26 protein-coding genes and 1 CRISPR repeat array are annotated in these 23,584 nt (G+C 39.7%); of the genes, 13 read left to right on the forward strand and 13 right to left on the reverse strand.

Features of this window, described 5'->3' with window-relative positions:
* Positions 1-85 precede the first annotated feature (85 nt).
* Complete coding sequence (cas1, locus tag V7L07_RS03035; protein ID WP_335054939.1) at positions 86-1,183, forward strand: CRISPR-associated endonuclease Cas1; 1,098 nt, start codon at positions 86-88, stop codon at positions 1,181-1,183.
* Here cas1 and V7L07_RS03040 read toward each other — a convergent pair.
* A complete protein-coding gene (locus V7L07_RS03040; RefSeq protein ID WP_335054941.1) occupies positions 1,121-1,468 on the reverse strand; it encodes a four helix bundle protein in 348 nt (115 codons plus the stop codon). The two genes, cas1 and V7L07_RS03040, sit on opposite strands and share 63 nt — an antisense overlap.
* A gap of 130 nt (positions 1,469-1,598) precedes the next feature.
* On the opposite strand from V7L07_RS03040, the gene cas2 reads away from it, so the two are divergent.
* The 7 genes from cas2 to V7L07_RS03075 all read left to right on the forward strand — a co-directional run bounded on the left by cas2 (position 1,599) and on the right by V7L07_RS03075 (position 6,455).
* The gene (gene cas2 / locus V7L07_RS03045) at positions 1,599-1,877 is read left to right on the forward strand and encodes a CRISPR-associated endonuclease Cas2 (protein WP_335054943.1); all 279 of its coding nucleotides are present in this window, start codon (positions 1,599-1,601) and stop codon (positions 1,875-1,877) included.
* A 270-nt stretch (positions 1,878-2,147) separates the two neighbouring features.
* Entirely contained in the window at positions 2,148-2,417 is a 270-nt protein-coding gene (locus V7L07_RS03050; protein WP_335054945.1) for a hypothetical protein, read from the forward strand.
* A gap of 167 nt (positions 2,418-2,584) precedes the next feature.
* Positions 2,585-2,890, forward strand: a complete 306-nt coding sequence (locus tag V7L07_RS03055; protein ID WP_335054947.1) for a hypothetical protein — start codon at positions 2,585-2,587, stop codon at positions 2,888-2,890.
* Positions 2,891-3,026: 136 nt separating this feature from the next.
* Positions 3,027-3,266, forward strand: coding sequence for a hypothetical protein (locus V7L07_RS03060; protein ID WP_335054949.1), 240 nt, complete (start codon positions 3,027-3,029; stop codon positions 3,264-3,266).
* 113 nt (positions 3,267-3,379) lie between these two features.
* Positions 3,380-3,535 carry a hypothetical protein gene (locus V7L07_RS03065; protein ID WP_335054951.1) on the forward strand — a complete coding sequence of 52 codons (156 nt, stop codon included), beginning with the start codon at positions 3,380-3,382 and terminating at the stop codon, positions 3,533-3,535.
* A gap of 90 nt (positions 3,536-3,625) precedes the next feature.
* Complete coding sequence (gene cas6 / locus V7L07_RS03070; RefSeq protein ID WP_335054953.1) at positions 3,626-4,741, forward strand: CRISPR-associated endoribonuclease Cas6; 1,116 nt, start codon at positions 3,626-3,628, stop codon at positions 4,739-4,741.
* 295 nt (positions 4,742-5,036) lie between these two features.
* Positions 5,037-5,507: direct repeats of the CRISPR family, unit length 35 nt; unit sequence GTTTTCAAATCATTACCCCTTACGGGGATGGAAAC.
* 123 nt (positions 5,508-5,630) lie between these two features.
* Complete coding sequence (locus V7L07_RS03075) at positions 5,631-6,455, forward strand: hypothetical protein (RefSeq protein WP_335054955.1); 825 nt, start codon at positions 5,631-5,633, stop codon at positions 6,453-6,455.
* Between the two features lie 6 nt (positions 6,456-6,461).
* Here V7L07_RS03075 and V7L07_RS03080 read toward each other — a convergent pair whose 3' ends face one another.
* The 9 genes from V7L07_RS03080 to cas10 are packed head-to-tail and all read right to left on the reverse strand — an operon-like array spanning position 6,462 to position 15,690.
* Positions 6,462-7,181 carry a hypothetical protein gene (locus V7L07_RS03080; RefSeq protein WP_335054957.1) on the reverse strand — a complete coding sequence of 240 codons (720 nt, stop codon included), beginning with the start codon at positions 7,179-7,181 and terminating at the stop codon, positions 6,462-6,464.
* A gap of 9 nt (positions 7,182-7,190) precedes the next feature.
* On the reverse strand, positions 7,191-8,243 hold the full coding sequence (locus V7L07_RS03085; RefSeq protein ID WP_335054959.1) for an RAMP superfamily CRISPR-associated protein: 1,053 nt from the start codon (positions 8,241-8,243) through the stop codon (positions 7,191-7,193).
* Positions 8,236-8,814, reverse strand: a complete 579-nt coding sequence (locus V7L07_RS03090; RefSeq protein WP_335054961.1) for a hypothetical protein — start codon at positions 8,812-8,814, stop codon at positions 8,236-8,238. Before V7L07_RS03090 ends, V7L07_RS03085 begins: the two co-directional genes overlap by 8 nt.
* Entirely contained in the window at positions 8,802-9,818 is a 1,017-nt protein-coding gene (locus V7L07_RS03095; RefSeq protein ID WP_335054963.1) for an RAMP superfamily CRISPR-associated protein, read from the reverse strand. Before V7L07_RS03095 ends, V7L07_RS03090 begins: the two co-directional genes overlap by 13 nt.
* Positions 9,811-10,749, reverse strand: coding sequence for a type III CRISPR-associated RAMP protein Csx7 (gene csx7 / locus V7L07_RS03100; RefSeq protein WP_335054965.1), 939 nt, complete (start codon positions 10,747-10,749; stop codon positions 9,811-9,813). Before csx7 ends, V7L07_RS03095 begins: the two co-directional genes overlap by 8 nt.
* Positions 10,750-10,794: 45 nt before the next feature.
* Positions 10,795-11,247 (reverse strand): hypothetical protein, encoded by a 453-nt coding sequence (locus tag V7L07_RS03105; protein WP_335054967.1) that lies wholly within the window; start codon positions 11,245-11,247, stop codon positions 10,795-10,797.
* Positions 11,244-12,578: a type III-D CRISPR-associated RAMP protein Csx10 gene (csx10, locus tag V7L07_RS03110; RefSeq protein WP_335054969.1), complete on the reverse strand. Its 1,335-nt coding sequence runs from the start codon at positions 12,576-12,578 to the stop codon at positions 11,244-11,246. Before csx10 ends, V7L07_RS03105 begins: the two co-directional genes overlap by 4 nt.
* The gene (locus V7L07_RS03115) at positions 12,575-13,333 is read right to left on the reverse strand and encodes an RAMP superfamily CRISPR-associated protein (protein WP_335054971.1); all 759 of its coding nucleotides are present in this window, start codon (positions 13,331-13,333) and stop codon (positions 12,575-12,577) included. Before V7L07_RS03115 ends, csx10 begins: the two co-directional genes overlap by 4 nt.
* Positions 13,330-15,690, reverse strand: coding sequence for a type III-B CRISPR-associated protein Cas10/Cmr2 (cas10, locus tag V7L07_RS03120; RefSeq protein ID WP_335054973.1), 2,361 nt, complete (start codon positions 15,688-15,690; stop codon positions 13,330-13,332). The genes V7L07_RS03115 and cas10 overlap by 4 nt, the downstream gene beginning before the upstream one ends.
* Before the next feature lie 106 nt (positions 15,691-15,796).
* Between cas10 and V7L07_RS03125 the strand changes: the two genes are divergently transcribed.
* The 3 genes from V7L07_RS03125 to V7L07_RS03135 all read left to right on the forward strand — a co-directional run bounded on the left by V7L07_RS03125 (position 15,797) and on the right by V7L07_RS03135 (position 16,761).
* Positions 15,797-16,018: a hypothetical protein gene (locus V7L07_RS03125; RefSeq protein ID WP_335054975.1), complete on the forward strand. Its 222-nt coding sequence runs from the start codon at positions 15,797-15,799 to the stop codon at positions 16,016-16,018.
* 71 nt (positions 16,019-16,089) lie between these two features.
* Positions 16,090-16,419 (forward strand): hypothetical protein, encoded by a 330-nt coding sequence (locus V7L07_RS03130; protein ID WP_335054977.1) that lies wholly within the window; start codon positions 16,090-16,092, stop codon positions 16,417-16,419.
* Between the two features lie 87 nt (positions 16,420-16,506).
* Entirely contained in the window at positions 16,507-16,761 is a 255-nt protein-coding gene (locus V7L07_RS03135) for a hypothetical protein (protein WP_335054979.1), read from the forward strand.
* Positions 16,762-16,935: 174 nt separating this feature from the next.
* Here the strand turns inward: V7L07_RS03135 and V7L07_RS03140 are convergent, their stop codons facing one another.
* From V7L07_RS03140 to V7L07_RS03150, 3 genes are all read right to left on the reverse strand, one after another.
* Entirely contained in the window at positions 16,936-17,301 is a 366-nt protein-coding gene (locus V7L07_RS03140; protein ID WP_335054981.1) for a hypothetical protein, read from the reverse strand.
* The gene (xisF, locus tag V7L07_RS03145) at positions 17,285-19,114 is read right to left on the reverse strand and encodes a fdxN element excision recombinase XisF (RefSeq protein ID WP_335054982.1); all 1,830 of its coding nucleotides are present in this window, start codon (positions 19,112-19,114) and stop codon (positions 17,285-17,287) included. Before xisF ends, V7L07_RS03140 begins: the two co-directional genes overlap by 17 nt.
* A 93-nt stretch (positions 19,115-19,207) precedes the next feature.
* On the reverse strand, positions 19,208-20,263 hold the full coding sequence (locus tag V7L07_RS03150) for a hypothetical protein (RefSeq protein ID WP_335054984.1): 1,056 nt from the start codon (positions 20,261-20,263) through the stop codon (positions 19,208-19,210).
* A gap of 373 nt (positions 20,264-20,636) precedes the next feature.
* On the opposite strand from V7L07_RS03150, the gene V7L07_RS03155 reads away from it, so the two are divergent.
* Positions 20,637-20,897: a hypothetical protein gene (locus V7L07_RS03155; protein ID WP_335054986.1), complete on the forward strand. Its 261-nt coding sequence runs from the start codon at positions 20,637-20,639 to the stop codon at positions 20,895-20,897.
* A gap of 97 nt (positions 20,898-20,994) precedes the next feature.
* Complete coding sequence (locus tag V7L07_RS03160) at positions 20,995-23,490, forward strand: DUF3987 domain-containing protein (RefSeq protein ID WP_335054988.1); 2,496 nt, start codon at positions 20,995-20,997, stop codon at positions 23,488-23,490.
* The last annotated feature ends 94 nt before the right edge of the window (positions 23,491-23,584 follow it).

Genomic DNA, 23,584 nt, shown 5'->3' on the forward strand with positions numbered 1-23,584 from the left:
CTCATATATCAACCTGAGAAAATTGAAATATAGGTAAGGAAAGAAAACTTTCTCACCTACAACTAAACCTAGTTGGTTTCAATTTATGTCTACCATTTACATCACCGAACAGGACGTATTATTCCAAATTCAACACCATTATTTAAAGGTGTTTCATCAACAAAATCAACGTATCTGTATTCCAATTCGGAATCTCAGTCAGTTTATTATCTTTGGTAATATCAGTTTACCTAAAGAAGTCATTAAAATCGTTCATTCACATCAGATTCCTGTCTTATATCTAACCCAAACTGGTGAATATTTAGGACGGCTAGAAAATCCATCTCAACTACAAGCAAAATATCTTACTTCCCAACGTAGACGCGCACGCGACATTGAATTTAACCGCGCTACAGCAGAAAGTATTATCTGGGCAAAATTGCACAACCAACATACTTTTCTGCAAAGTTGGACTCGCCACCACGCTAATGACACAACTCAACGCGCATTAAATTACTTGACGCTGTTGATGGACAACTTACCAATAGCACCAGGAATTGACGAACTGCACGAATACAGCGAAGAGGCTGATAATATTTATTACGGTGCCGTTGCTTCTCTACTGAGCTTCTACAACGAATGTCCGCGTACAACTGCAAAGCGCATTAGCCAACTAATAAACCTGGGAAATCAACTGCTACATCAATATATTTACACACTGTTGAACACCGCAGGACTTAACCCCGACTATGCAATTTTACACCGCAATGGTAATCACGAACTGCCCTTAGCATGGGACTTTACCGCAGAATTTCGCGCACCTATTGTCGATGACTTGGTGTTAAATTTTGTCCGCAATTTGACTAACACCAATGGAAATGGGAATGGTAACGGGAAAAGCCAGTCACACAATCTTCTGCAAAAGTTTCTCCAATATTGGGAAGCAAAATTGCGAACTTTTGTACTGCATCCTTACGCTGGAGAAGTAAGTTATCGTCAATGTCTCGACTTACAGGTACGAGAATATCTTGCATCTTTACTGGGAGATGTAGAATTTTACCGTCCCCTAGCGTTAAAGTTTCGTCCAGCAAGTGAAGTAAAAAGTAAAAAGTTAAAAGGCAAAAGAGAAGAAATACAAGACTTACTTTTTACTGCTGACAATGATAGCTCCCAAAATTCTCTTCAACTCCTCAGACTCTTGTAATAATTGATTGAGCTTATTTTGTGAGATAATTTCTGTCGCGACAAGTAGGCGTAACCAATATTGAGTTTCACGAGCTTCTTTGAGAGCAATAGCATTTTTATTAATAAAATCTGCTTTGCTTTGTCCTGCTCTTGCTTCTTCTACATTAGCCCCAATTGAGGTTCCTGAACGGAGTAATTGTTTAGCTAATGTACGTGGAACTCCAGGTTTTTCTTCCAAAGACTGACACAACCTAACTATCCTAACTGCAAAGTCAAATGTTCTCTCAGTTATATCTTGATTCATCAACCCCAAAAGTAAAAAGTAAAAAATGCTTCAATTCCAAGCTTTTAAGTTTGAATTCAATCCAACTTAACACAACTCTCTCTTTTCTTCTTTCTTTTGCCTTTTTACTTTTTACTTTTTACTTCCTCTGATGTTTTATTTAGTTTGCTACGACATTGTTAGCGATACCCGTCGCAATAAAGTGGCGAAACTTCTAGAAGCTTATGGTTTGCGAGTGCAAAAATCGGTTTTCGAGTGCGTGTTGGATGAAAAGCAGTACCAAAGCCTATCCAAATACCTCTTCCGACTCGTTAACAAACGCGAAGACCAAGTTAGATTCTACCCCATGACTGCACACAATCGTTGCAAGGTCGCAGTATTGGGAACGCAACCTGAGTTTGTAGTAGATGACGCTGCGTTTATAGTTTAGTTCACACAACATCTGACAAAGTAAGTAGGTGGGCGTAAATAATTCAAGGTTTGTAGTGAGGACTAAAGTCCTCATTTGAGGGCTGAAGCCCTGACTACGAACTCATCTCAAGATTTTTTACATTACTTAATCTACTTTGATTTATTCTCGCCTACTTACTTATTACCCACATAAATTATCACAAAATGAACGCTTGGAAAAAAGCACGCGCTCCACCTGTGCAAAAATCTCTGCGCTTTCGGTCAAGTTTGGACATTCGGAAACTTTTGAATGCATATTCAAGCTGTCAAATTCCGTTTGATTTTCGCTGAAAAAGCCCAAAAACAACTTGATTCATTATCTCCAAAAGACCGCAAGCAATACGATAAAGCTTTTGAATGTTTCGCTAATAATGGGGCTACATATCGCAGCTTAAGAACCCATCGATATCGTTGCAAAGATGGCGAACTCTGGAGTTCTTCTGCATCAATGGCGAAACGCTTTTACTGGCGTTATATGGAGGATATGAGCATCATCATTACCCATTTAGATTCGCACTAATCAAGGTCAGGAGTCAGAATTCAGGAGTCAGGAGTCAGAATTCAGGAGAGCATTTGATGAATGAATATATCAATCATACTAGACTCTTGATAAATTCTGACTTTTGACAATTCCTTGAAATTGCTGTTTTAAGTGCCTTTTGTCTGGCAAATTTTAACTTGTTTATCATGTCTAATATTCGTCGAATCACCACACGCGAACGACATCTGATTTTACTCTATAGCAATTGGGATTTTAGCATGACACCAACACAATTTTATGCTAAATGGGCTGTAAGTTATGAACTAATTGCCTTAATATGTTCCCGTTCGGATTCAACAGTTCGAGGCTGGTTTAGAAATGGCTCCAATCGACGCTATCCCACCCATAATGATTTACTCCATCTGGCTTTGATGGATTTTTTTCTCGAACATTTCGAGGAGATTCCTGAACAGGTTTTGGACTGGTTGCACCTTAACCATCTTGAATCATAGCCGAGAAAGCTCACAACTTAAGTAATTTGTCAATAGCATCTTGCTCTGTCTTAGCAAATACTCATAGCCTACGGTAATGATAGTCATTTCAAAGCTGAGTTTTTGGGTATTTTACAGCATTTTTAAGGTGGTTATTATGACCTATTTTCAGCAACTGCATCCGTGGTGCATTATTCGCGTTTTATCTAACGAACAACTGTTGGATAATCTTGGCGTGAATTCTGGTGTTCAACAGTCTAATGTTGTTGCACGGTTTCGCCGCCGTAATGATGCAGTTGCTTACTTACAAGTGTTGCGACATTCAATCAAAAATATCAAATTCTTGATTATTTTTGATGTGCAAGGAGTGCAAAATTTACCCGATATGAAGCTTTGAGTTGATTGACTTTATCTAAACACCTGCGTCTTTGTTAATATCAGTTATCCTGATTCTTGCTAAAAATTATATTCTCCAAAGTCCTTTGATGGGGACAGTCGAGGATAATTGTGATGAAGCAAGACTTGGTTAGCTGGTATGACAATAATATTAATCATCCCCAGCGATCGCTCAAACAGTTGCTGGGGATTTTTTATCAAGAAAGGCAGAGGCCAGGAGGCAGAAGGAATACTGCTTCCTGCCCTCTGCCTTCTTCAATTCTGATTTGACCCCATCTTGCAGCAGCACGACTCACAGCTTTATCCCCGACTGGGGATGAAAACAAGATAAAATATAGAAACTGTGGCTCAAATAATACTATGCCTCGACGCTCTCAAGAAAAGCCAAATATCCCTCCATCTCCGCTTACATGGCCGCCGGACACAGAGTTAATCGGCTTAGAATTTGAGTTAGTCCCTGCAAAAGATTGTTATCTCTTCCCTCAGTACACTATTGGACTACATGCCTGGTTTCTCCAACAAGTGGGTTCTACAGACCCAGAACTTTCAGCTTACCTCCATGATGGAGAGTCAGAGAAACCGTTTACTATCTCAGCTTTAAATGGAGAGATTATCAGTAGCGGTAGACAAATACAACTATCTGCAAACACCTCCTATCGTTGGTATGTCACAGCTTTATCTCATCGAGTGCAACAGTGGATGGCGCAATGGGTAGAAAATTTGCCAGAGGTGCTGGAATTAAAAAATGCCCCTTTGCAGATTCGTTCTGTCAAAATTGCCCATCCTCCCACGACTTATAAGCAACTGCTAGAATCTGAGCTTAATGAGACTTTCGCTTTGAAATTTCTCAGTCCTACAAGTTTTCGCCGTAAAGGTCATCACTTCCCATTACCAGTACCAACGAATGTATTTCATAGCTATCTGCGGCGCTGGAATGACTTTTCGGGAATGTCTGTTGACCAGGATGCTTTTCTGGCTTGGGTAGATGATTATATATTGATTACTCGTTGCCAATTAACAACCGCGAAGGTATTGGCGGGGAAGAAAGGCGCAGTCACAGGATTCACTGGGGCAATTGAGTTTAGTTTAGCTAAAGATGCAGCCAAACAGCCAGAATTTGGGCAGTTATTTTCGGCTTTAGGAAAACTTGCACCCTACTGCGGTACTGGTCACAAAACTACTTTTGGCTTGGGACAAACACGTTTGGGTTGGTCATCTCAAGTTGTCCAAGATATACCTGATGTGCAAACTGTCTTGGCGAAACGCATTGAAGATTTAACACAGATTTTTAAAGCACGACGCAAGCGGACGGGTGGCGATCGCGCAGATGAAATAGCCTCAAAATGGGCGACAATCTTAGCACGGCGGGAAATGGGCGAGTCATTGCAGGTGGTGGCAGAAGATTTAGAGATGCCTTATGAAACGGTGAAGACTTATGTCAAGTTGGCACGACGCGCTTTGAAGAGTGAGGAGTAGTTTGGTATACTCTTGTTTAATCAAGCGGAACCTTGAAAATTTAATATTGCGTTTCTTGGTGAAAGTTAAAGTGTTGGTTTTTACCCTACACACGCAAATTTTTCGCGGGGGTATGCCAATGCTTGAAACCCTGATTCTTTCGTTGACCCCCGCGAATCGCTTACTGAGTAAGGCTTTGAGATGCCTATAGTCGGGGGCTAGTGTCAGTAAAGTATGCTTATTGACAGTCAAATCAGACCCCCCGCGAAAATGGCACTTTCAAACCCAGTCGTAGCAAGTGTTCTAGAAGGGTAGGGTTTTCAAATCATTACCCCTTACGGGGATGGAAACGATGCGTTATATCCCGGGTTCGCGGATGCGGACAAGACGTTTTCAAATCATTACCCCTTACGGGGATGGAAACTTGGGCTTTTTGGGTACCTTGGGCATGTACTTGTCCAGCGAGTTTTCAAATCATTACCCCTTACGGGGATGGAAACATTTAGCCGGATCCGTTGACGGCGGATCGATTTTTTGTTTTCAAATCATTACCCCTTACGGGGATGGAAACATTTACACGGTTCATACTTTCCACGGTCAATTTCTTGTTTTCAAATCATTACCCCTTACGGGGATGGAAACTTTTCCTTTTTGGGTAAGAGAGAAATTTTCAAAACCGGTTTTCAAATCATTACCCCTTACGGGGATGGAAACACGGTAATAAAAGGAGTGCCGTCATCACGAACTTCCATGTTTTCAAATCATTACCCCTCACGGGGATGGAAATACATTCTGGATTTAGTTAAAGTTGGAGTGGATTGTGCGATCGCTTTTAGTTAAAGTTGGATTTGTAGAGTGATGCGATCGCCCATGATTAAATAAAGAAATAATCGCTATAAACAAAATATCTATGGATTGGCTACCCTCAATTGATTTATCTCACCTGTGGGATTTGGTGATTGCTCAAACTCCAACTCCAACTCCAACACCCACACCTTCACCAGTATTAACCCCTGCCAAAAACCTCAATGATATTGAACTACTCAAAAGCCAGTTAGAATTTCTCAAAGCGACAAATGGTCAACTAGGTGAAAGCTTTAACAGATTTGTTGCAGCAATGCAATTTACTTTAGGGGTATTTGCATTTTTGGGTGTATTTTTGTCTTTTGTTGTAGGTAAAAATTTAGATGATGCGAAAAAAGTAGCTAGTCAATTAATTAACCGAGAAGTAGAGAATAAAATTGCAGATTTAGTTCAGTATGAAGTTGAAAATGTCAAGCGTTCTTTACAGCGCGAAAAAGTAATCGGTTCCACAACTGTAGATTATTACTTACCTAGTTATGATAACGAACCTCATGATTATAAATTACTGCAACAAAGGGGATTTAAAGATGTGAGATTTTATAATCGTCAAAAAATACCTAAGCAGCCAATTGGTGATGTTTTTGTTCTTGATTTGATAAATTTGAATCTATTTTCAGGTCAAGAATTTGCTGGATTATCAAAAGAAGATGCTGAAAATAAACGGGAAGAAAAGGTAAAAATACAAATTGATTCCATATTACCTTGGATGAAAATAACAACCGTCCTGGTGATTTATGTGAAAGGAAGGTTTAGAGAAATTGATAATTTAGCAACGCAGGTTGATTATTATTATGTTGCAGTTAATGCTCCTATCAGTTTGATGGGAATTGTGGCAGATTCTGCTTATGTTGCTTATGGGGAAAAGCAATAGACTAACTTATTTAGATGGTTTTTTAGGATAGCGTTCCCAAGGTTTTGGAGGTTCTACAGCTTTAGAACCTTCTGTTTTAGGAGATTTTATCGGCTTGGGAGAATCTGATATTTTAGGACGTTCTAAAGTTTTTGAATCTTCAGGTTTCTTCGGTTCTATCAATTTGGTAGGTACAGGTTTAGAAGGCTTTGATAATTGAGGAGGTTCTAATGTTTTTGCGTCTTCTGTTTTGAGAGGTTTTGTCTCCTTGGGAGTCTCTGCTACTTTAGGAGTTTTTCTCGGTACTGATTCTGTTGGTATAATTGGTGAAATATCAGGCTCATCATTATAATCTACTGTTTTATAATAACGCATTAAGCGTTGCGACCAGCCCAATATTTGTATAATTACTAAAGGCTTTTTCTCATAAATTCTGAGATATTGATTACATATTTCACTAATACTTTCGTAGTAACTAGTAGTTTTGTTGCTATGCCCGATTATTTTGCCATTTTCGGCTAATTGTTCAATATATGTAAAAAATCGTGATGGTTTTCTTTCCTTTTTATCAACATTTATATTTTGTTTTATTTTCGAGTCAATATAAGTAATTAATTTACTTAACTCAGTACTAATACCTTCTTTACCTGGTTCAATACGCTTTTGTTCTTTGTCTAAAAACTTAGCAATTTTATGAGCTATTTCCAGATGTTCATCAGTTATGTAATAGATAGTATTACTGTTCATATTTTTTAATTAATAACTCTCGTGAGGTATACGATTAGTAGAAGGACTGAGAATTTCTGATAATTTTTTTAATTGAGCTTTTTCAATTAATGCTTCATGTGCTTGTTGAATTTTATTTTGAATAAAAATATTTAGCGACTCATCAGTTAAAACTTGATTGGATGGTATAGTCAAAGACGTATAGCGATTGTATAAATCAGCTTGATTTTGAATGATTTCAGCTTCAGTGATATCTACACTCATACTTCCCATGCCAACCGGCTTACCTGCACCAACTTTTAAGACTAGGGGATAGTTTTTATCTTGTCCTAAAGCAATCAGTAAAGCTCCTAATTCTTCTGGCTTGAGATTTTTAAAATTTAATTGAGTACTAAATTCGTCATTTCTAAATGCTACTTGGACAGGAATACCATTATCTAAACCTTTGTTGATGGAATTTTTCATATTGTAATAAAATTTCCAACCTACGGTTTTCTTATCATCATAATATGCCTGATTTTCATCTGGTCTTGGTCGCCAAAGATTAGGCATAAAATCAACTTCAAAACCTCTCACTTCACAATGAGCATCTTGAATTGTTATCAACCCTTGCCATCCCCATTTTTCACCAGATGCACCAAAAACTATACTAGCAGGACAAAGTTGATTTTTCTCAGTGGCTGGTAAACGTTTTTCTGGGTATTCATTAGGTTTTTTGGGCTTAACTCCTACACGACTATTAGTAATTGCCTCATAAACTGAACGGATACAACCTTTTAAAGAACTACCTTGAATTAATAGTTCTTTATCATTCCCTTGAACCATTGTTTTTATTAAAGGAATATGTTCTCGATTAATATCGCTTCCCATAAGTACTACACCAGTTGAGATGTGCAGCGTTGTCTGAACTTTTAGGGTAAGAAATAAAGTGCCGTGTAAATGGTCAGGTAAATATTTATCGTGTCCGGGAGGACTGTTTGAAGTTGGTGGTTTTTCAAGAAAATAAACAAAATCGTATGGTCTGGGGCCGCGCTCTTGATTTGAACCACCAAAATTTTGAGAACGGGAGGAATTGTTAGCCATGATGATTTTTAATCGTTAGTGCAACAAAGTGAACCGTAGCAGTGTCTTTATTCCGAAAATATCTCTGAGCAATATTTTTTATATCTTCAGAATTCAAACTTTTAGGAAAGCGGGTTTCTTTGGGTGAATGCAATAATGCATTTTGCTCTAAAATTTCCCAATTACCTTTAATGGCACGAAAATTATATTGCTCATCTTGAGGCTTAAAAATGGGTGCTTCATCTTGGGAACTGAGAAGTAACACCTCATATTTTCCTTGCTTTTGCTTCCAACGTACTTCCAATATTGAATTAAATAGCTGTCCTTCTGGACTGGGAAAAGTTTCGGGTTGTTTGGGAGTGGAATTATTGACAGGATTGGGTTGCAGATTGGTAGGATTTTGTTGTAGGCGATCGCCTATATCAGCTTCCAAGCTAGAATATTCACAATCTTCCGAACCTAGTTGCCAAAACCCTCCCACCCGATGCGCCCAGCGTAAAAAGTAATAACTGGGTGGAGTCGAGAGTTTTTCAAGTAGTTTAATTAATTCTTCCGCAGATAGCAGTTGCTGATTTACCCCTACGAAGCACATACCGCACCTCCTGTTTGCAGCAACTTACTCCAAGCAGCAACAGCTTTGGTAAATAAATCTGGGACACCATTTTTACCATCACCTTCCCAACGCAGTTGTACGCCAAAGTTAAAATCCATTGATGTTAGCGAAATATCTTTTACTTCCTGTTTTTCTTGGTCGCTAGTTGGGAAATTATAAGGATTGGCGTTATCACCTCGTAAAAACTCCCCAGCCCCTAAAAGATAAATCTTATCCCACGGCGTTGAACTGCCAAATGGGTAAACTTGCTTGTCGCGCAATATGCAACCTGGGTATTGAACAACAGCGCTGTTGTACTCTAAGCGGACTATGCCTAAACCCCGTGATTTAGCAAACCCAATCCCAAACCAACCTGCATCTAAGTCACGCAACACCAATGCAATTAATCCTAACTGCGCTAAAGAAAAGTTTTTCAGGTGGATTTTGGTCTTAAACGCGCCACTGGTGCAAACTTGATAATCAAAAGGCCCGTGTGCTACTGAACCAAATACCCTGTCGATCGCCACACCATTACGTTCTTCGATTTTGAGTGCTACTGAAGTATCAGGATAGGCATCTTCAATACGCAGACGGCTAGCGATCGCAATATTGCCAAATATCTGATCGGTGAAGGATGATTCTTTGTATATTCTCGGTGCGGGTAATTTCTTTTTTACTCCTTGTTCAGCTTGAGGATTTTCATATAAATAATCGTATTTATCAGTATCCAACGGATTGTTCGCCCAAATAAGTTTCGGGTTAGACGGTTTTTCATATTCAGGATGACCTACCGTTCTCACAATACGTTCTGCGTGGGCGCGGATAGCACCTTTAAGCGAACTACCAGGAAGATAAATTGTGCGTCCGCCAGCATGGTAAGTTTCAACAAATTCCATCTGGGGTTTGGTAGGGTCTGCACCTTCCCGGCCAGATTTAATCAAAATAGGGCCATCTGGAATAATTGTCAGGTCAATTGTGCAGTGGTTAACAAATCGCTTATGCATGATTTTGATGGGAAGAAGTTGCTGTGGTATTGGTGCGTTTATGCAGTTCGCTAGAAAGGTGATTGATAAAAGTGTCCGCCCAAGCTTTTTTTAAAGGTTGGGCATCAATATAGGGAGAAGCTGGATTGGAGTTACTATCAATCAAAGCTTTGAGGTAATTTGTTACCTTCTCTGGGTCTGTTTGCGGTTTGTAATTTTTATCTTGTTTGTAATTTTCATCTCGGACATCGACCCAGTTCATCTTCTCAATTATGAGCTTGACAACTCCTAATCCACGAGAACGTCCGCCACCAAGGGGAATTTGTTGAGTTTGAAATTGATGCAACCCAATCATCAACATACCTAATTCCCATTCTTCAGCATTTTCAATCACTGCATGAAATATGAATGGAGTCCCGGCTGGTACAACTTGAAAATCATAAAGTTTGCCATCACCAGCAGTTTCAGTATCTCTATCAATGGCAACACCATCGCGTTCTTGATATTGATCAAACCAGTTTTCTTCAGGTTCGCTTACTGTTAAATCACGAATTTGGAATTTGCTTGCCAGCCAGGGAGAACCAAATAATGAAGAAACTAAATCAGTGTTGTTAATAATAAATTTGTGTAATTGATCTTCTTTTTCTTGTGGGTTTAAATTTTTAATTTGCTCTTTAAATTCAGACATCATATCTGGAGGAATTGACCATTCCGATTGTTGGGCTGGATTAGCAGCAAAATTAAGGTGAATTCCGCGCAAAAAACTTTCAAGACGAGAGCGTAATGCACCTTTGAAACTCGAACCTGGTATTAGGGGTCTACCTAAAGCATCTTTGATAACTGGTAAATCCGAGCCAATTGGTTCAGATGAACGTCCGGCACTGATTCTTAAGGCTGTAACAGTTTCGAGAATACCAATAATTTCTAGACGATTTTTAAAGATTTCAAACATAACTCAGAATATTTTTTTGTGAAATATCTACACTATTTTTCTTTGTCACTTATTTTCATTCTTAAGATATTTAAGACGACGTGAGCCATAACCGAGATAACGCCGAGTTAATTCCAATTTTACATATTTTAATTTTTCGGTATATTTTACTTTATTAACTATTTCCTCAGCTTTTTGTGGGAGAAGCTTATCAATATCATTAATAATTTTTTGAGCCAGTGAGTTTTCTCCTTGCCCCCATTTTTTATCTCGCCCTAATTGATAGCGTAAAAAATTCTTAATAACTTCTGTGCTATCAGTTGTATCAGCAACGTGCATTAAATTTCGATATTGTGATTCTTCTAAGTTCTTACATGAATCTTTGTCCTTTAAAATTTCCTCAATAGCTATAACTAAATCATCTTCTATTTGACGAATTTCTTTTTGAATTTTGAGTTCTTTATGTTGTATTTCTCTTTGCTTCTCAAATTTTTGTTGCTGTTCAGTCAAATTTGTCATACTGCATCCTCACGAAATATTTGATGAAACTCATTGCAAACCTCCACTTGTCCAAACCCCTCACAGGTGCGATCGCCTACACCTCGCAATTCTAAAGTTGAGAGTGCATTCTCCCATATTTGCCGATTTTGAGTGCTAAATAAATAAACCGAACCTTTATTAGTTACAAGTTCAACATCTTTCATCAAACCCCAAGCGCTATTCCAACCTGAACGGTAACTGTAACTACTGTAAGCAGTGTGGAGTTGTAAGCTAGAGTCTTCCACAACCGCAAACTCCTTGAGCATTGCTGGTGAAACCGCAAACTCCTTGAGCATTGCTGGTGAAATTACTGTAGTATGCTGCCAATTATCAGTCAAAATTGCCTCGGAGTGCAAGTTGAGTGTAAAGAAAGTGCGATTAACAATTGGGTTGGTTGTGCCATCGCCTACAGATGGGCTTGGTATATTGCCAAATGCATCAGACCAGTTTTGCCAACGTTTGTGCAATGCTTGATTGAATACATCAATGCGACTAGAAATATCATCAGGAATTGGAATTTCTTTGGCGGTAATTTTGACTCTACCTAACCCCCGTGATATCGAACCACCAAGCCGAAAAACTTCAGAATTAGCGTTGATAAAAGCAGTGATTTTTTTGGCTAAGGAGTCATTCGGAATGTTAATATAACCGCGATAGACGTAGTTATCCCATGTAATATTCTTGCTCTCATTTGCAGCGATAAATGCTTCGTTGAGAACTTCAATACTGTATAAAATATCATCATTAGATGTAGTGCGATAGCGGTTGATACCAACCCGCGTTAACAAACGACTTGTAGCAGCATGGGTGCAGTACTGCTCGTCATGTATGCTATACAATGAATTGTAGGCTTCAACTCGCGGGTCTACCCCGTCTTCTAATGCTTTCAAACTGCTGGGGTCATAGGGATGGTTAAATTGTTCGGCGCAAAACGAGTCAATTAATGTATCGAATACACCATGTCCTTTGGGTAAAAAGCCTGGATTGGCTTTGGAACTGACGGCAGTTGCAGGTAAAACTTTGATAGTGTTATTTACTATCTGATGCTTACTGCCCACTTTACCCACTGCGGGGTAGGCATTTTGAAAGATGGCTGGATCATCTTCTAAAAATAAGTGTGTAAAGTCACCGCCATTAGCGGCAAGATTTTCGAGTTCCATTCCAGCACGGTGTAGGATATGTTTAGCGATCGCACCACGCAGCACCGAACCTGGAATGTATTGTTCGACTTCGTTGATGGAATCACCTGGTTTTTGTCTACCAATTGCTAAGGGTGATAATGCTGTGATGGTCAGTTCAATTCTCTTCATGCTGCACCACCAACTGAAACTTGATGATTTGCTAGATACTCCTTGGCATTCAAGCTCGACCATATTGTGTCATCAGAGGATAACGTCGGTAAATTCTCCCAATGCAACCATCCCAAACCTGTTGATTTACTGCCTCCTAAAGCATGGATGCGGCGTAAGGCGGCAAAAATTAATGGCTTTGCTAAGTCAGGACTCTGAGACTGAACGTGAGGCTGTAGGTAAATATCACCCTTAAATTCTAACTGGGCATTCGCAGGGGATGTTTCTAATAAATAGAGTTTATTTTCTTCAGCAGTGCGGCGACGACGGTTGATAGTGACACCAGGACGAAAAACTTCTGGTAGTTCGTCTTTTGGTGTTGCACAGATAAAATCATCTACAATAATACGGGATGGTAAGATTGGGTCGCCAAAGATTTGCGAGACAACGCAGTGGTAGCCTTTATAGCCACTAATTTGATATATTTCTTGAAATTGACTCCACACTTGGCTTTTATTTGGGCAAAGTTCTGTTGCTATCGGTGCATAAAAAACTTGCCAGCCTAACGCCCGTGCGAGTTTTTCGCATTCGTGGCGTAGCCTTCCTTTAATTTGAGAACCAGGAATCAGCAGTTGTCCTTGGGCGTTGCGGACAATGGGTTTATCTGCAAGTGAGCCGGATGAGCCACCTGCACCAATGCATAAGGCAGTATCAATAATTGCATTTATTTCCCAGTGTTCAGATACTCTTTGGGGAAGTGTATTCAGGTCAATCATTGCTTTACTCCTTCTCCTTGTTCTTGTTCTTGCTGTTCTCCTTGGTTAGCGGGTGTTTGGTCATCTTCCACTAGAAACGGGTATAAATCTACCAAGTCGCGCCAAATAGTTTCATAGATGGTTTTTTCTGCCTCTGTATCAGATTCTTTTGGCTTTATGGACATCCACGGGGCAAGATTACCATGATTATTTTCATCTTTTGGCTCACACCAAGCCTCCTCAAACGCAGCCTTGAGTTCGGTTTGTCCTTGTTGTAAGCGTACTCTGAAGTAGCGATAGTTGAGGATGGCGGTATGTTTACCTCGCTCTAACAAACTGCGAATTTGATATAGTTGCGATTTGGGAAATTTAGCATTTTTTAGGACTTCCACAGTCTGCAATAACCCTCCTAGTTCATGAAGGGTATAAGGTGAAGCGTAGAATTTGAGATTACCTTTTGTTAATCCTTCTTCGCGGAAATCTTTGATATTTGACGCAATCATGGTTACGGCTTTTAATGCTAAAAAGTCAACCGTTCCACCGTAATATTTGTAGTCGCGTTTGAGTTCTTTAGCGAGTTTCTTCGCTGATTTAAGCAGTTGGCTGGTGAGTGATTCTGCGTAGTAAATGGGTGTATTTTCAGCAGTGATTAGGATACCTGCGGACATACTTAATTCACATTGCGATGTATACTCAGATGGGGTTTCCCCTTGGTAGCGGTGGACTTTTTCAGGGTCGTAGGGTGTGTTAAGCCTAAATCCTGGTGATTCTGATGATTCTGGTAATTTTAGTATTTCTCGTTCAAATTCTTCACCAATGGTTTTGGCAATATCTAAGGCTTTATCCGCAGGTACGATTAATAACACATCATCGCCACCAATAGTAATAATTTCAAAGGGATAAATCCACTGACCATTACGGTAAGCGTTATCTGGGTCATTGAGATGATTGAGTTGGCGAGGTTTCAGATGTTTTTTCAGGGCAATGTAAACAGAATTCTGCGTTGCATCTAAAACTTGTTTACTAAACTCGCGGTATTTTTCTGGTGTGCGAATGTGCTGACGGAGATAGCCACCCATATTGTTGCCATCTGCGTAAATATAACCGACAAAGCCGCTTGGTGTGCTGACATTACCTATTTCACGTAAGGAAAAAGCTTCTGTAACTTTATAAGGCTTTAGTGTTTGATTTAATGCTTGATAATATTCCTTTTTGCTACCTGAATTTTTCAGAAATAACTTAAACTTACTTACCCAACTGCGGACATTATCAGGTTTCCATAGTTCATAGTCTTGCAACAGTCGGCGAAATCCAAAGTTTTTATTATACCATCCCTGTCGTAGTCGATCGCGTTTGCTGCGCTGCCCGACGATTACTTTTCGTGCTAAGGCATCAGAAAAACTAGGCGTTCCCGGTAAATTCGTTTCTGCCACAGCGGATCGATTGTCAGTTTCATCCCGTTGCAAGTAGGGATGAGTTTCAAACATCGGTGGGTAGGAACGACTCTGACGTTCTGCGTTTGGTGATACATTCCCGTTGCGACGGTGGGTAAATTGGTTGGCAAGTTTTCCCACAAGTTCATTAAAATTCTTGCGTTGCCAAAATTTTGCTTCTAGGTCAGATTCATTTGATTGGTCAAAATAAGCTTGGATGATGGGATTGGGATTGGGATTAGGATTAGTCTGTTTTTGCTTGTATTGTTCAAGCCACAGCGTATTTTCAATTGGGGTTTGCAGTAACCCAAAGCGGAATTCTAAAAGGCGGAAAGTGTCACCAACAGCACAGGAGTTAGCAGTCAGAGTTTCGTGAGTGTAGCGTTTTTCAATTGCATTGGCGAGTTGATGAACAAATGCCGCAGGGCAGAAAGCAAGAATGCTGCCACCTGTGGAGTAGATAATCAGTTCGGGAATTAAAGCTTTTCTTAATTCGGCAAATTGGTTCCGATCAAGCCAGTCTCTCATTCGGTGCGATCGCTTCCCCTCTCCAAAAAAGCCGGGAAGATCATCGAGATTAATCCGGTCAAGTAGCGCCGAAGCACCACGAATATCATTTAATTTCGCCGCTTCAAATACGTATTGTTTGATTTTGGTAGCTCCACCGTATACCAGCCCAATGCGCGTATTCTCGTTCCAAAGGTCTTGATAATCTTTCTCTAAGTCTTTGAGTGTCTTGGGGGTGTAGTCTTTAGGAATACCATAGAGTCGTTGTGCTTGTGTAACAACAGATTTTATACTTTCCGGCACAACCTGCCCTTTTTGCAATGCTTGTCGCATTTGATGCAACGCACTGAGTTCATCCTGATTGAGATTGTGCTTTTCGCCCCAGGCAAGACACCAGGCGATCGCAGTAATTGTGCGCGTGCGAGAATCATTTGTCATACTTATTAAGACTATTTTGAGTATTTTAGCTGATTGACAAAAGGTACTTTATTCTAAATTTTTACGGATGGTTTGTCTGTTACCTACCACTCGGTGAGCTACCAAGTTGAGCAGAAACCAGCGAGATGATGGCACCTTAGACAGAAAATGGGCGATCGCCTTTTTTGATTTTAGGCAGAATATGTTCTGTGCGATCACAGCAAGGAGAAATGTTAGAGTACGATCTGCGATCGCAGTTTCTGTATTATCAACTAAATATGAAGCATTTTCAGGGGATATTGCCAGTTTTTACAACAATTTCAATACATCGCCCAGTTTTAGGGAATAGAATTTGCGATCGCTTATTCCCGGTATGATAGCTCTATATGTTGTCACCTGTGCATTATTAAAGTTGTCGCTATGATTGCAGCCAAAACACCCACTCGCAGACACTGGGAACTGTTTGAGGTTTACAAAGCTAAGGTTGCTATCAAAATGGAGCCTGAAGAGTTCCTAAAGCATTGGGCTGTCAACTACGAAGAACTTGCCGAATTGTGTGGTCGTTCTAAAAGCACAGTAGCGCATTGGTTTTCCCAAGGTGAGCATCGTCGGGAACCCTCAGAATCTGACAAACGCCGACTAGCGGAAATTCATGCTCTGTGGATTCAATTTGAAAATGAACCTGCCCACCTCAGAGAGATATGGGCAAGAAAACGACGGCGCAAACAAGACACGAACTGTAATAATTAGTTGTCACTAGTGCATTATTTAATTGTCATGGTAACAACATGAGCTTTATTGTGTGTCATAGCTATTCCCACCTCTGTTAGGTGAATTATGATTACTCAAAGCTTTTTATCCAGCGTCGAAGAATCAAATGCAGCAGTCAATAGTCCAAGTGAGTTTCAGACTGTGCAAGGTAAAGAACCACTCAAACATCTGTTGATTGGTTCTTCTAAAGCTGTAACTATCACAATCCACTACTTGCAGGTTATTGGCTATGCAGATGTTGGGGATTGGAGTCCTTTACTACCCAGTCCTAATCCTGGTGAAGTCATGAGCATTTTGAATAGACCTATTGTGGTGCAATAGGCACTGTTACTTCGTGCAAGTCAACGATTGATGACTCCCTGCTAGGAGTCATTTTTTTAGTTTGTAAATTATTTTGTGTACGTTGTGTGCAATCGCAGAATGAAGAAATCTTAGAGGATAACTGCAAAGTGCGATCGCTGTTTGTATTGCCAACTCCCATCAGTTCTTTTATAGTTAGTCCTTGTGAGGTAAGAAACCCTGTAGCTGTGCAACATTCAAATGCTCAAGTTCTAAAAGTTGCTTGCTAATATGTTCCATAAATCGCTCAAAGTTGGGACAGCCATGACACCCTTTATCCTGACCAGGAATAGTACATTGACAAGTGTGAACAGGAGGAATTTCTTTGAAGTAGTAGTTGCACCGAATACAGTAGCAAACGCGGTTTCCCTGACTCTGGTAGGAAGTTGCAGAACCTTTGCGATCGCATTTGGGGCATTTAGGTTTACTCAAGTCTTCAGGTTGCCACTCCTGCAAAACTAGTTGGGAAGCAACTTCAAACCTTAACTGTTTTAGTCGAAGAAGTTCAAGCACATTCATCATGGTTCTCCGCTGTGACAGAAGAGGTGTTTTGAAAAATGATGGATTCTATCTGACCATCACGGATAAAAATTCTATGTACTATGCGGCGATATATCTGAACCTTCTCATTGTTAGATAGCGATCGCCAAATTCCCAGGTTATTGCCTACTTGAATAATCTCCTCAACAGTCTTGTCTTCAAGGTGCTTGGACTGAAAGAAATTGGTTTCCTCTTCAATCTGGCGTTGTAGTTCCGCCTTAAGTTCCTCTGCACCAGGGTTAAATCCAGGAAACTGCTCTAAAAAAGCGAGTTGTGCTTCTAGCTTTTGCAAACGCTCAGTTTTGAAGGGAACTACATCAGTTGTCTTATTATTCTCCTGACTAAGATGATGAGATTTCTCCAGTAATGCTGTAATCAGAGCTTCCTCAATATCAGGTTGTTTTACATTTTTGGAATTATTACAACCAATCCCAGAATGCCGACAGGCATAGTACCTATACTGCTTAGATGCGGTGTAAACTCCTTTATGAATACACCGAGAACCACACTCACCACAGTAAACTAAACCTATTTGATAAGCATAGGGACGATATTCTTCTTGACGGTGCTTAGTTCCAAATGCCCCAGCGCACATTTGAGTATTTGCTGCAATGATTCGCTGAATTTCTTCAGCTTCTCCATCTCTGAGAAGTCGCTGTTCAGGATGAGTATTGTATATTATCTGCCACTCTTCACGAGGTTTAAGCCTTCTTTTGCCATCAGCAGTTCGTTCATCCCTACCATAGCAAGTATGTCCATCCAAAATTGGATTCTGAAGCCATACTGACAAACCTCGTTTAGTCCAATGAAGAACTTTGTCTGTTCCATTAGACTTAGCTTTTGTTTTACAAACACCATACTTCTCAAAAATTTTCTTGATCGCAGGAGTAATACCTCTTACCTCAAGAAAAATCTCAATACAATCTCTGGCTATTTCAGCTATTGTTCGATGCGGCAAATGCTGGATTGCTTCCTCGTCCATAGAATTACTGTAAAAATCCCGGTAGTTTTCAGGCCGATCTGTCAGTAGACACAGAAAAGGGGTGAGATCCAAAAAATATTGGTGATCAATAACAACTAGACCGAAAGGACAAGAACCATTAGCCCAGACTTGTTTTCGTTGGTGTTCTTTACCTCGCTTAACCCGTTCTGAAAGTAAATCAACTTCCCATTCAGCTAGCACTCCTAGCATATTAAGCATGAGTTTTCCTTGTGGAGTACTCAAATCCATTTTTTGGTCAAGTATCACTAGGTTAACGTCATATTTTTGAAGGATGTCAACGATTTTTCTCAGAGTAGGTAAAGAGCGAGTAATGCGATCAATTCTGGTAATAAATACTGTCCTAATTTTTCCCGCTTCAACAAGTCGTATCAATTCTTGATACTGGGTACGATCATCCTTTTTACCTTTCTCGATATCAGTGAGAATGTGCTCTGCTCCTGCATCCTTTATTCTAGCTATTTGTTGTTCTAAAGCATTTGTATCCTCTGCTTGTTCACGGGAAGAGACACGAGCATAACCAATATCTAATCGTTCCATGTCTTCTTCAGTATTAATAGTAGAATTAGGTGGTTTATTAGCTAATTCTACCAGCTTTTTTGTGCATATCCTACTTGCTTGGGATATGCACAAAAAGTTAGAATAAATTTTAGTAATTACTTGAAATAGTCTAGAAATAATTTTCTTTTTTATGTGCTTATATAATTTATAAGTTTTTGCAATACTTGCTTGGTTATAAAAGTAGTAACCCAGCAATTTAACAGATATTTGGCTAGACGAAAGCGAATAAGACATAAGGCTATATCCTTGTTTACAAGAAATCTTATTTACAAGTAATAACCAATTAATTCAAATTAATACGAACATATTTGAACTTATTAATAAATATTAAGACCAAGACCACAGGATGTATCCACACAAATCGACAATTCCTTGAATCTGCTGAGGTCTGTTTGTGATCTTCCCGTTCTTTTCTCGTTTTTTGTAGGGTTGTCCACTTCGCCAATCGAATTCATCTACAAAAAGTTCCTTCCCTTGAATGAAAGCACTGAGGTAGTCTCCTAAATAGAGTTCTAAGTGCTTGTTGTACCGAGCATTAATTTGCCCTCTCATTGCCAATATCCAGTAACCATCCCAACCTGCACCTTGCAAATAATCAAGGTACTGTTGCTTCTTTTTACAGTAATAATAATTATCAAAAGGTGATTCTTGCCAAATTAATTTTTTAAGCATATAAGCACGATCTGCGATATTTTCTCGTTGTTTTTTTCTTGTAATCCATGTCCAATTTTGGTTGCATGGACGCAAATACCATGCGACCAAAAAATTTTGTTTAAGGATCTCAATAAAAAGTTCTAAAGGATTACTAAACGCGTAGTTTATTTCATTCTTTTGTGCCCATTGTTTGATTATTCGCTGACCTCTGACTAAAATTCGGAAGCAAGCGATATCTATCTCTTTAGTCAATTTAAGGTTATTGATGGTGGTGTCTGGGAAGTGATGGATAAAAACACCTCCTTCTTCCAAAGGGTTTTGTATTAGTCCAAGTAGTTGCTGCGCCATAACTACTCCTCTTGCTTGCCAGAAGTAATGTAGCGTTTTTAACCAATAGCCTTGGTTTTGATTCTTAGGCACAACCGATGCAGTCAAAGGAATGTCACCAATTGCCTTAGCAATTTTGAAAAACTGTTGCCCTTTAGATGTATTCGCTATATATACAGGGATATGCGGAATTAAGCGACGCTCAATTCGCAAAAACTCATCGTCTCTCCTAGCAATATCAAGCCATTCTTGTATTGCCTGGTGGATGAATGGATGCTGCTGCTTCATCTCAACGGAAAGAGGTAACAAGTGTTTTGGAATAAGGATTAGTGGGAGTTCTTGTAAAGCTTTAGGTACTTTAAAATACTGCTTTACTAAAGTTTGAAGTTCAACATCAGACAAGTGTTCAGACTGAAAAGATAATGGGTTCCACATTTTGCTGATAAACAAATGGTTGCTATTGTTCAGTGTACTTCATCTTAAATTTGACTATATTTGCACTTTCTTAACAAAACTTATAAAGTTTGAATTTTATTTTAGATCGGAGATTTTTGAGGTTATTTTGATAAGTGTGCTTCAAGGAATGCCATATTTCTACTTGGAAAGCTTTCACTTAGTTTAGTGAAAGCCTCTTGTTATGAGGCATCTATAATATTTTATAGGATTTCAAAAAATTCTCCATCTAGAAATTACTTTGGCAAGAGTGTTGGAAGCAATTGCAAATGCACTACTCCTCATAACAGTTCAATATGCCCGCAAAAAATAAGGATGTATTATGAATTTCACATTCTGCAACAAACATTTTCTAGCACAACACATTGGGTATAGTTCACATACCCTAAAAGCAATACGACAACGTGGCGAATGGATTGAAGGAATTCATTATGTTCGAGAGAATTCCAGAACAATTCGGTACAACTTGGAGATTTGCCTCAACTGGCTTGCTAATAAGCATAACCCAGATGCACACAAGGAAACAATTGCACGCTATCTGGCAAATTTAGAAGGACAAAAAACTCGAAAAAGTAAAAGTTGATTTTTTATACTCACTAACCAACACACTGCTCTTCAAAGGAAGTTTCAATACTATTTGATTAACTCTCCTCATACCAGTTACAACAGAGAACTTGACAATGGATCAAATCCATAAAGAAGCGATCACTACTAACAGCGATCGCCAAAGTAAAAAAAATTCTTCTGCTCAAGATTCTAACAGAATTAGCACAATAACGCCTCAGCAACTTCTTCAGTATTTGAAATTAATACCTAAAGATTGGGCACTGATTCCGGTGGGTCATAATAAAGCTCCATTGGGAAATAATTGGCAAAATACTCCTTTAGAACTACATGACTTTGAAGTAGCAGTCGAGACTGGTGACTTCAAACGCTTAACAGTAAAAACACATGATGGCAAAATCATTAATCCACCTGTTTCCAGGTGGGGTGCAGTTGGCGTTCTTTGCGGAACTCCATCAAGCGGGTTACTGTTTATTGACCATGATGGGGCAAGTTGTGATGGACTAATTCAGACACTTTCAGAACAATCTCTTGAAAAGGCACTACCTAAAACAGTTACTCTAACATCAGGTAGAGAAGGACGCTATCAGGCTATTTATCGAGTACCAGAAAAGTATTGGGGAGCGCTCGCTACCAAAAAAATCAAAACAGACACCAACGGAGAAGATGGGAAACCCGAACAACTTGAGCTTCGTTGGGATGGTTGCCAATCTGTTGTTCTTGGATACCACCCTGTTACAGGAGCTTATCAATGGTTTCCAGGTCAGTCTCCTGCGGAATGTGACATCGCAGAAGTTCCTCTATGGATAATTGAGCAAATGCTGGCGAATAAACCTCCGCATCAACTGACTCAATTGGAATCCAGGCCATTAAATAGTTTACAAAGATGGAATGACAAGGATTGGGCTTTGTCTTACCTCAGTACCATTCCTCCAACAGAAGACTACGATACTTGGCTTAAGGTTGGAATGGCTCTACACTCTGCTAGCCAAGAATTGTTACCTGAGTGGGATAACTGGAGTCGAGGTGCTACGAACTATGAGGTAAATGCTTGTGCAAAGCATTGGAAATCTTTCAAGTCTGCTAAGGGTATTGGGCTAGGCACATTAGGATTATTAGCTAAACGGAATGGCTGGCAATCTCCATTTGGTAATAATCGAAGTGAGAGCAAGGATGATCAACAGTCTTTATCACCATGCCCTGAACAATCAGAAGATACGGAGGAGCTAGCTCAAGAGGTTCAAAGCCTCCTTGAACTTACTGAAAAAGTAGCGCCAGTTCAATTATTACTTTCTTCGCACCTGACGATTCCATTAACATCCCTCGCTAAACGTTTCAATGTTCCGCTCGAAACTTTTATTGGGGTTTTTTTACCTGTTGCAGCTTCTTTATTAGGAGTTAATACCTGTATCGAAATTGATGCTGCTACAAACTTCCGCCCAGCCCCAATTCTGTGGATGGGTTTGGTTGGTGAGACAGGAGCTACAAAATCACCAATTTTGAATAGCATACTGAATCCGCTTGAAGAGTTGCAGGCAGATGCTGAAAACACTTATCAGTGTAATTTAGCACAGTATAAAAAAGAGTTAGCCGAATGGCACAAACTCTCGAAAGATGAGAAGAGGGATATGCCCACTGAACCAGTTCCACGGGAATATTACCTTCAAGATGCAACTTTAGAGGCGATCGCTGATTGCCTTAGCAAGCAACCAAATCGAGGAGTTATTGTTGCGATCGATGAATTGGCAGGATTATTTGCTGGATTTAATCAGTACCGCCCTCAAGGTCGAGGTAATGATCGCCAGAAATGGCTCTCTGCTTATGACGGTAAACCTATCAAAATTAACCGCAAAACTAGACCTAGAGTATCGATATCTCGTACATCTGTAAGTGTAGTAGGAACAATTCAGCCCTGTGTTTTGCGAAGGCAGATGAGTAACTTGGAAGAAGACGACGGGTTTTGGTCTAGATATCTGTGGATTCAGCTACCATTAACCGAAATGCCACCACCAAGTGCTAAAACAATCCATAACCTCCCAGTATTGCTTAAAAAACTTTACAAGGACTTAGAAAACTTGCCGTCTAAGACTTACCAACTGAATCTAAGTGGGCAACAAGTTTGGAAGGAATGGCATTGTTGGTGTGAAAAGCAGAAAGTTACTGAACCAAATTCCGCATTGAGAGCCATTTATCCAAAAGCAAAAGAGAGAGCAGCTAGAATTGCTCTCATTGTCCATTGTGTGAATGCGATTGTTGATGAGCGCATACCGGAAACTATCGTACAAAGTGAGATATTGGAGGTAGCGATCGCATTTACAAAGTGGTTGATTGGTCAAGCTCGGCTTATTTATGCTGACTCTGGTATAACAATTCATCCAGATTCATCAAAAATTACCCGATTTGTAGAACGGTTTAGAAGGACAGGTTGGATTACGGCAAGGAAAGTTACTCACTGGTCATCAAGCCGCGAGAAACTAAGTGCTGATGCAGCTAGAGCATTCATGAAACAGGTGGTTGATTTAGGTCATGCAAGTGATAATCAACAGTCTGGTAGAGCTTACCAAATCCGAATCAAAGATGACTCTGGTAAAACTGGTAACAATGTACTTTAACTGCTTTGTGCAATAGTTTTGAAGCTGGTAACAAAGTGTTAACAGGCTGGGAACAAACAGGAATATAAGGCTTGAATGCCTTAGTGTAAGGAAA

This window comes from Nostoc sp., assembly GCF_036916985.1.
Classification (GTDB): domain Bacteria; phylum Cyanobacteriota; class Cyanobacteriia; order Cyanobacteriales; family Nostocaceae; genus Nostoc.

Coding starts and splice junctions, on each gene's coding strand:
- V7L07_RS03050 (WP_335054945.1), top strand. CDS start 2,148: ATGCATATTCAAGCTGTCAAATTCCGTTTGATTTTCGCTGAAAAAGCC.
- V7L07_RS03085 (WP_335054959.1), bottom strand. CDS start 8,243: ATGGCTAACAATTCCTCCCGTTCTCAAAATTTTGGTGGTTCAAATCAA.
- V7L07_RS03105 (WP_335054967.1), bottom strand. CDS start 11,247: ATGACAAATTTGACTGAACAGCAACAAAAATTTGAGAAGCAAAGAGAA.
- V7L07_RS03090 (WP_335054961.1), bottom strand. CDS start 8,814: ATGTGCTTCGTAGGGGTAAATCAGCAACTGCTATCTGCGGAAGAATTA.
- csx10 (WP_335054969.1), bottom strand. CDS start 12,578: ATGAAGAGAATTGAACTGACCATCACAGCATTATCACCCTTAGCAATT.
- V7L07_RS03065 (WP_335054951.1), top strand. CDS start 3,380: ATGAAGCAAGACTTGGTTAGCTGGTATGACAATAATATTAATCATCCC.
- V7L07_RS03115 (WP_335054971.1), bottom strand. CDS start 13,333: ATGATTGACCTGAATACACTTCCCCAAAGAGTATCTGAACACTGGGAA.
- xisF (WP_335054982.1), bottom strand. CDS start 19,114: ATGTCTTATTCGCTTTCGTCTAGCCAAATATCTGTTAAATTGCTGGGT.
- V7L07_RS03075 (WP_335054955.1), top strand. CDS start 5,631: ATGGATTGGCTACCCTCAATTGATTTATCTCACCTGTGGGATTTGGTG.
- cas10 (WP_335054973.1), bottom strand. CDS start 15,690: ATGACAAATGATTCTCGCACGCGCACAATTACTGCGATCGCCTGGTGT.
- V7L07_RS03080 (WP_335054957.1), bottom strand. CDS start 7,181: ATGAACAGTAATACTATCTATTACATAACTGATGAACATCTGGAAATA.
- csx7 (WP_335054965.1), bottom strand. CDS start 10,749: ATGTTTGAAATCTTTAAAAATCGTCTAGAAATTATTGGTATTCTCGAA.
- V7L07_RS03140 (WP_335054981.1), bottom strand. CDS start 17,301: ATGATGAATGTGCTTGAACTTCTTCGACTAAAACAGTTAAGGTTTGAA.
- cas1 (WP_335054939.1), top strand. CDS start 86: ATGTCTACCATTTACATCACCGAACAGGACGTATTATTCCAAATTCAA.
- cas2 (WP_335054943.1), top strand. CDS start 1,599: ATGTTTTATTTAGTTTGCTACGACATTGTTAGCGATACCCGTCGCAAT.
- V7L07_RS03040 (WP_335054941.1), bottom strand. CDS start 1,468: ATGAATCAAGATATAACTGAGAGAACATTTGACTTTGCAGTTAGGATA.
- V7L07_RS03160 (WP_335054988.1), top strand. CDS start 20,995: ATGGATCAAATCCATAAAGAAGCGATCACTACTAACAGCGATCGCCAA.
- V7L07_RS03060 (WP_335054949.1), top strand. CDS start 3,027: ATGACCTATTTTCAGCAACTGCATCCGTGGTGCATTATTCGCGTTTTA.
- V7L07_RS03095 (WP_335054963.1), bottom strand. CDS start 9,818: ATGCATAAGCGATTTGTTAACCACTGCACAATTGACCTGACAATTATT.
- V7L07_RS03055 (WP_335054947.1), top strand. CDS start 2,585: ATGTCTAATATTCGTCGAATCACCACACGCGAACGACATCTGATTTTA.
- cas6 (WP_335054953.1), top strand. CDS start 3,626: ATGCCTCGACGCTCTCAAGAAAAGCCAAATATCCCTCCATCTCCGCTT.
- V7L07_RS03130 (WP_335054977.1), top strand. CDS start 16,090: ATGATTGCAGCCAAAACACCCACTCGCAGACACTGGGAACTGTTTGAG.
- V7L07_RS03135 (WP_335054979.1), top strand. CDS start 16,507: ATGATTACTCAAAGCTTTTTATCCAGCGTCGAAGAATCAAATGCAGCA.
- V7L07_RS03155 (WP_335054986.1), top strand. CDS start 20,637: ATGAATTTCACATTCTGCAACAAACATTTTCTAGCACAACACATTGGG.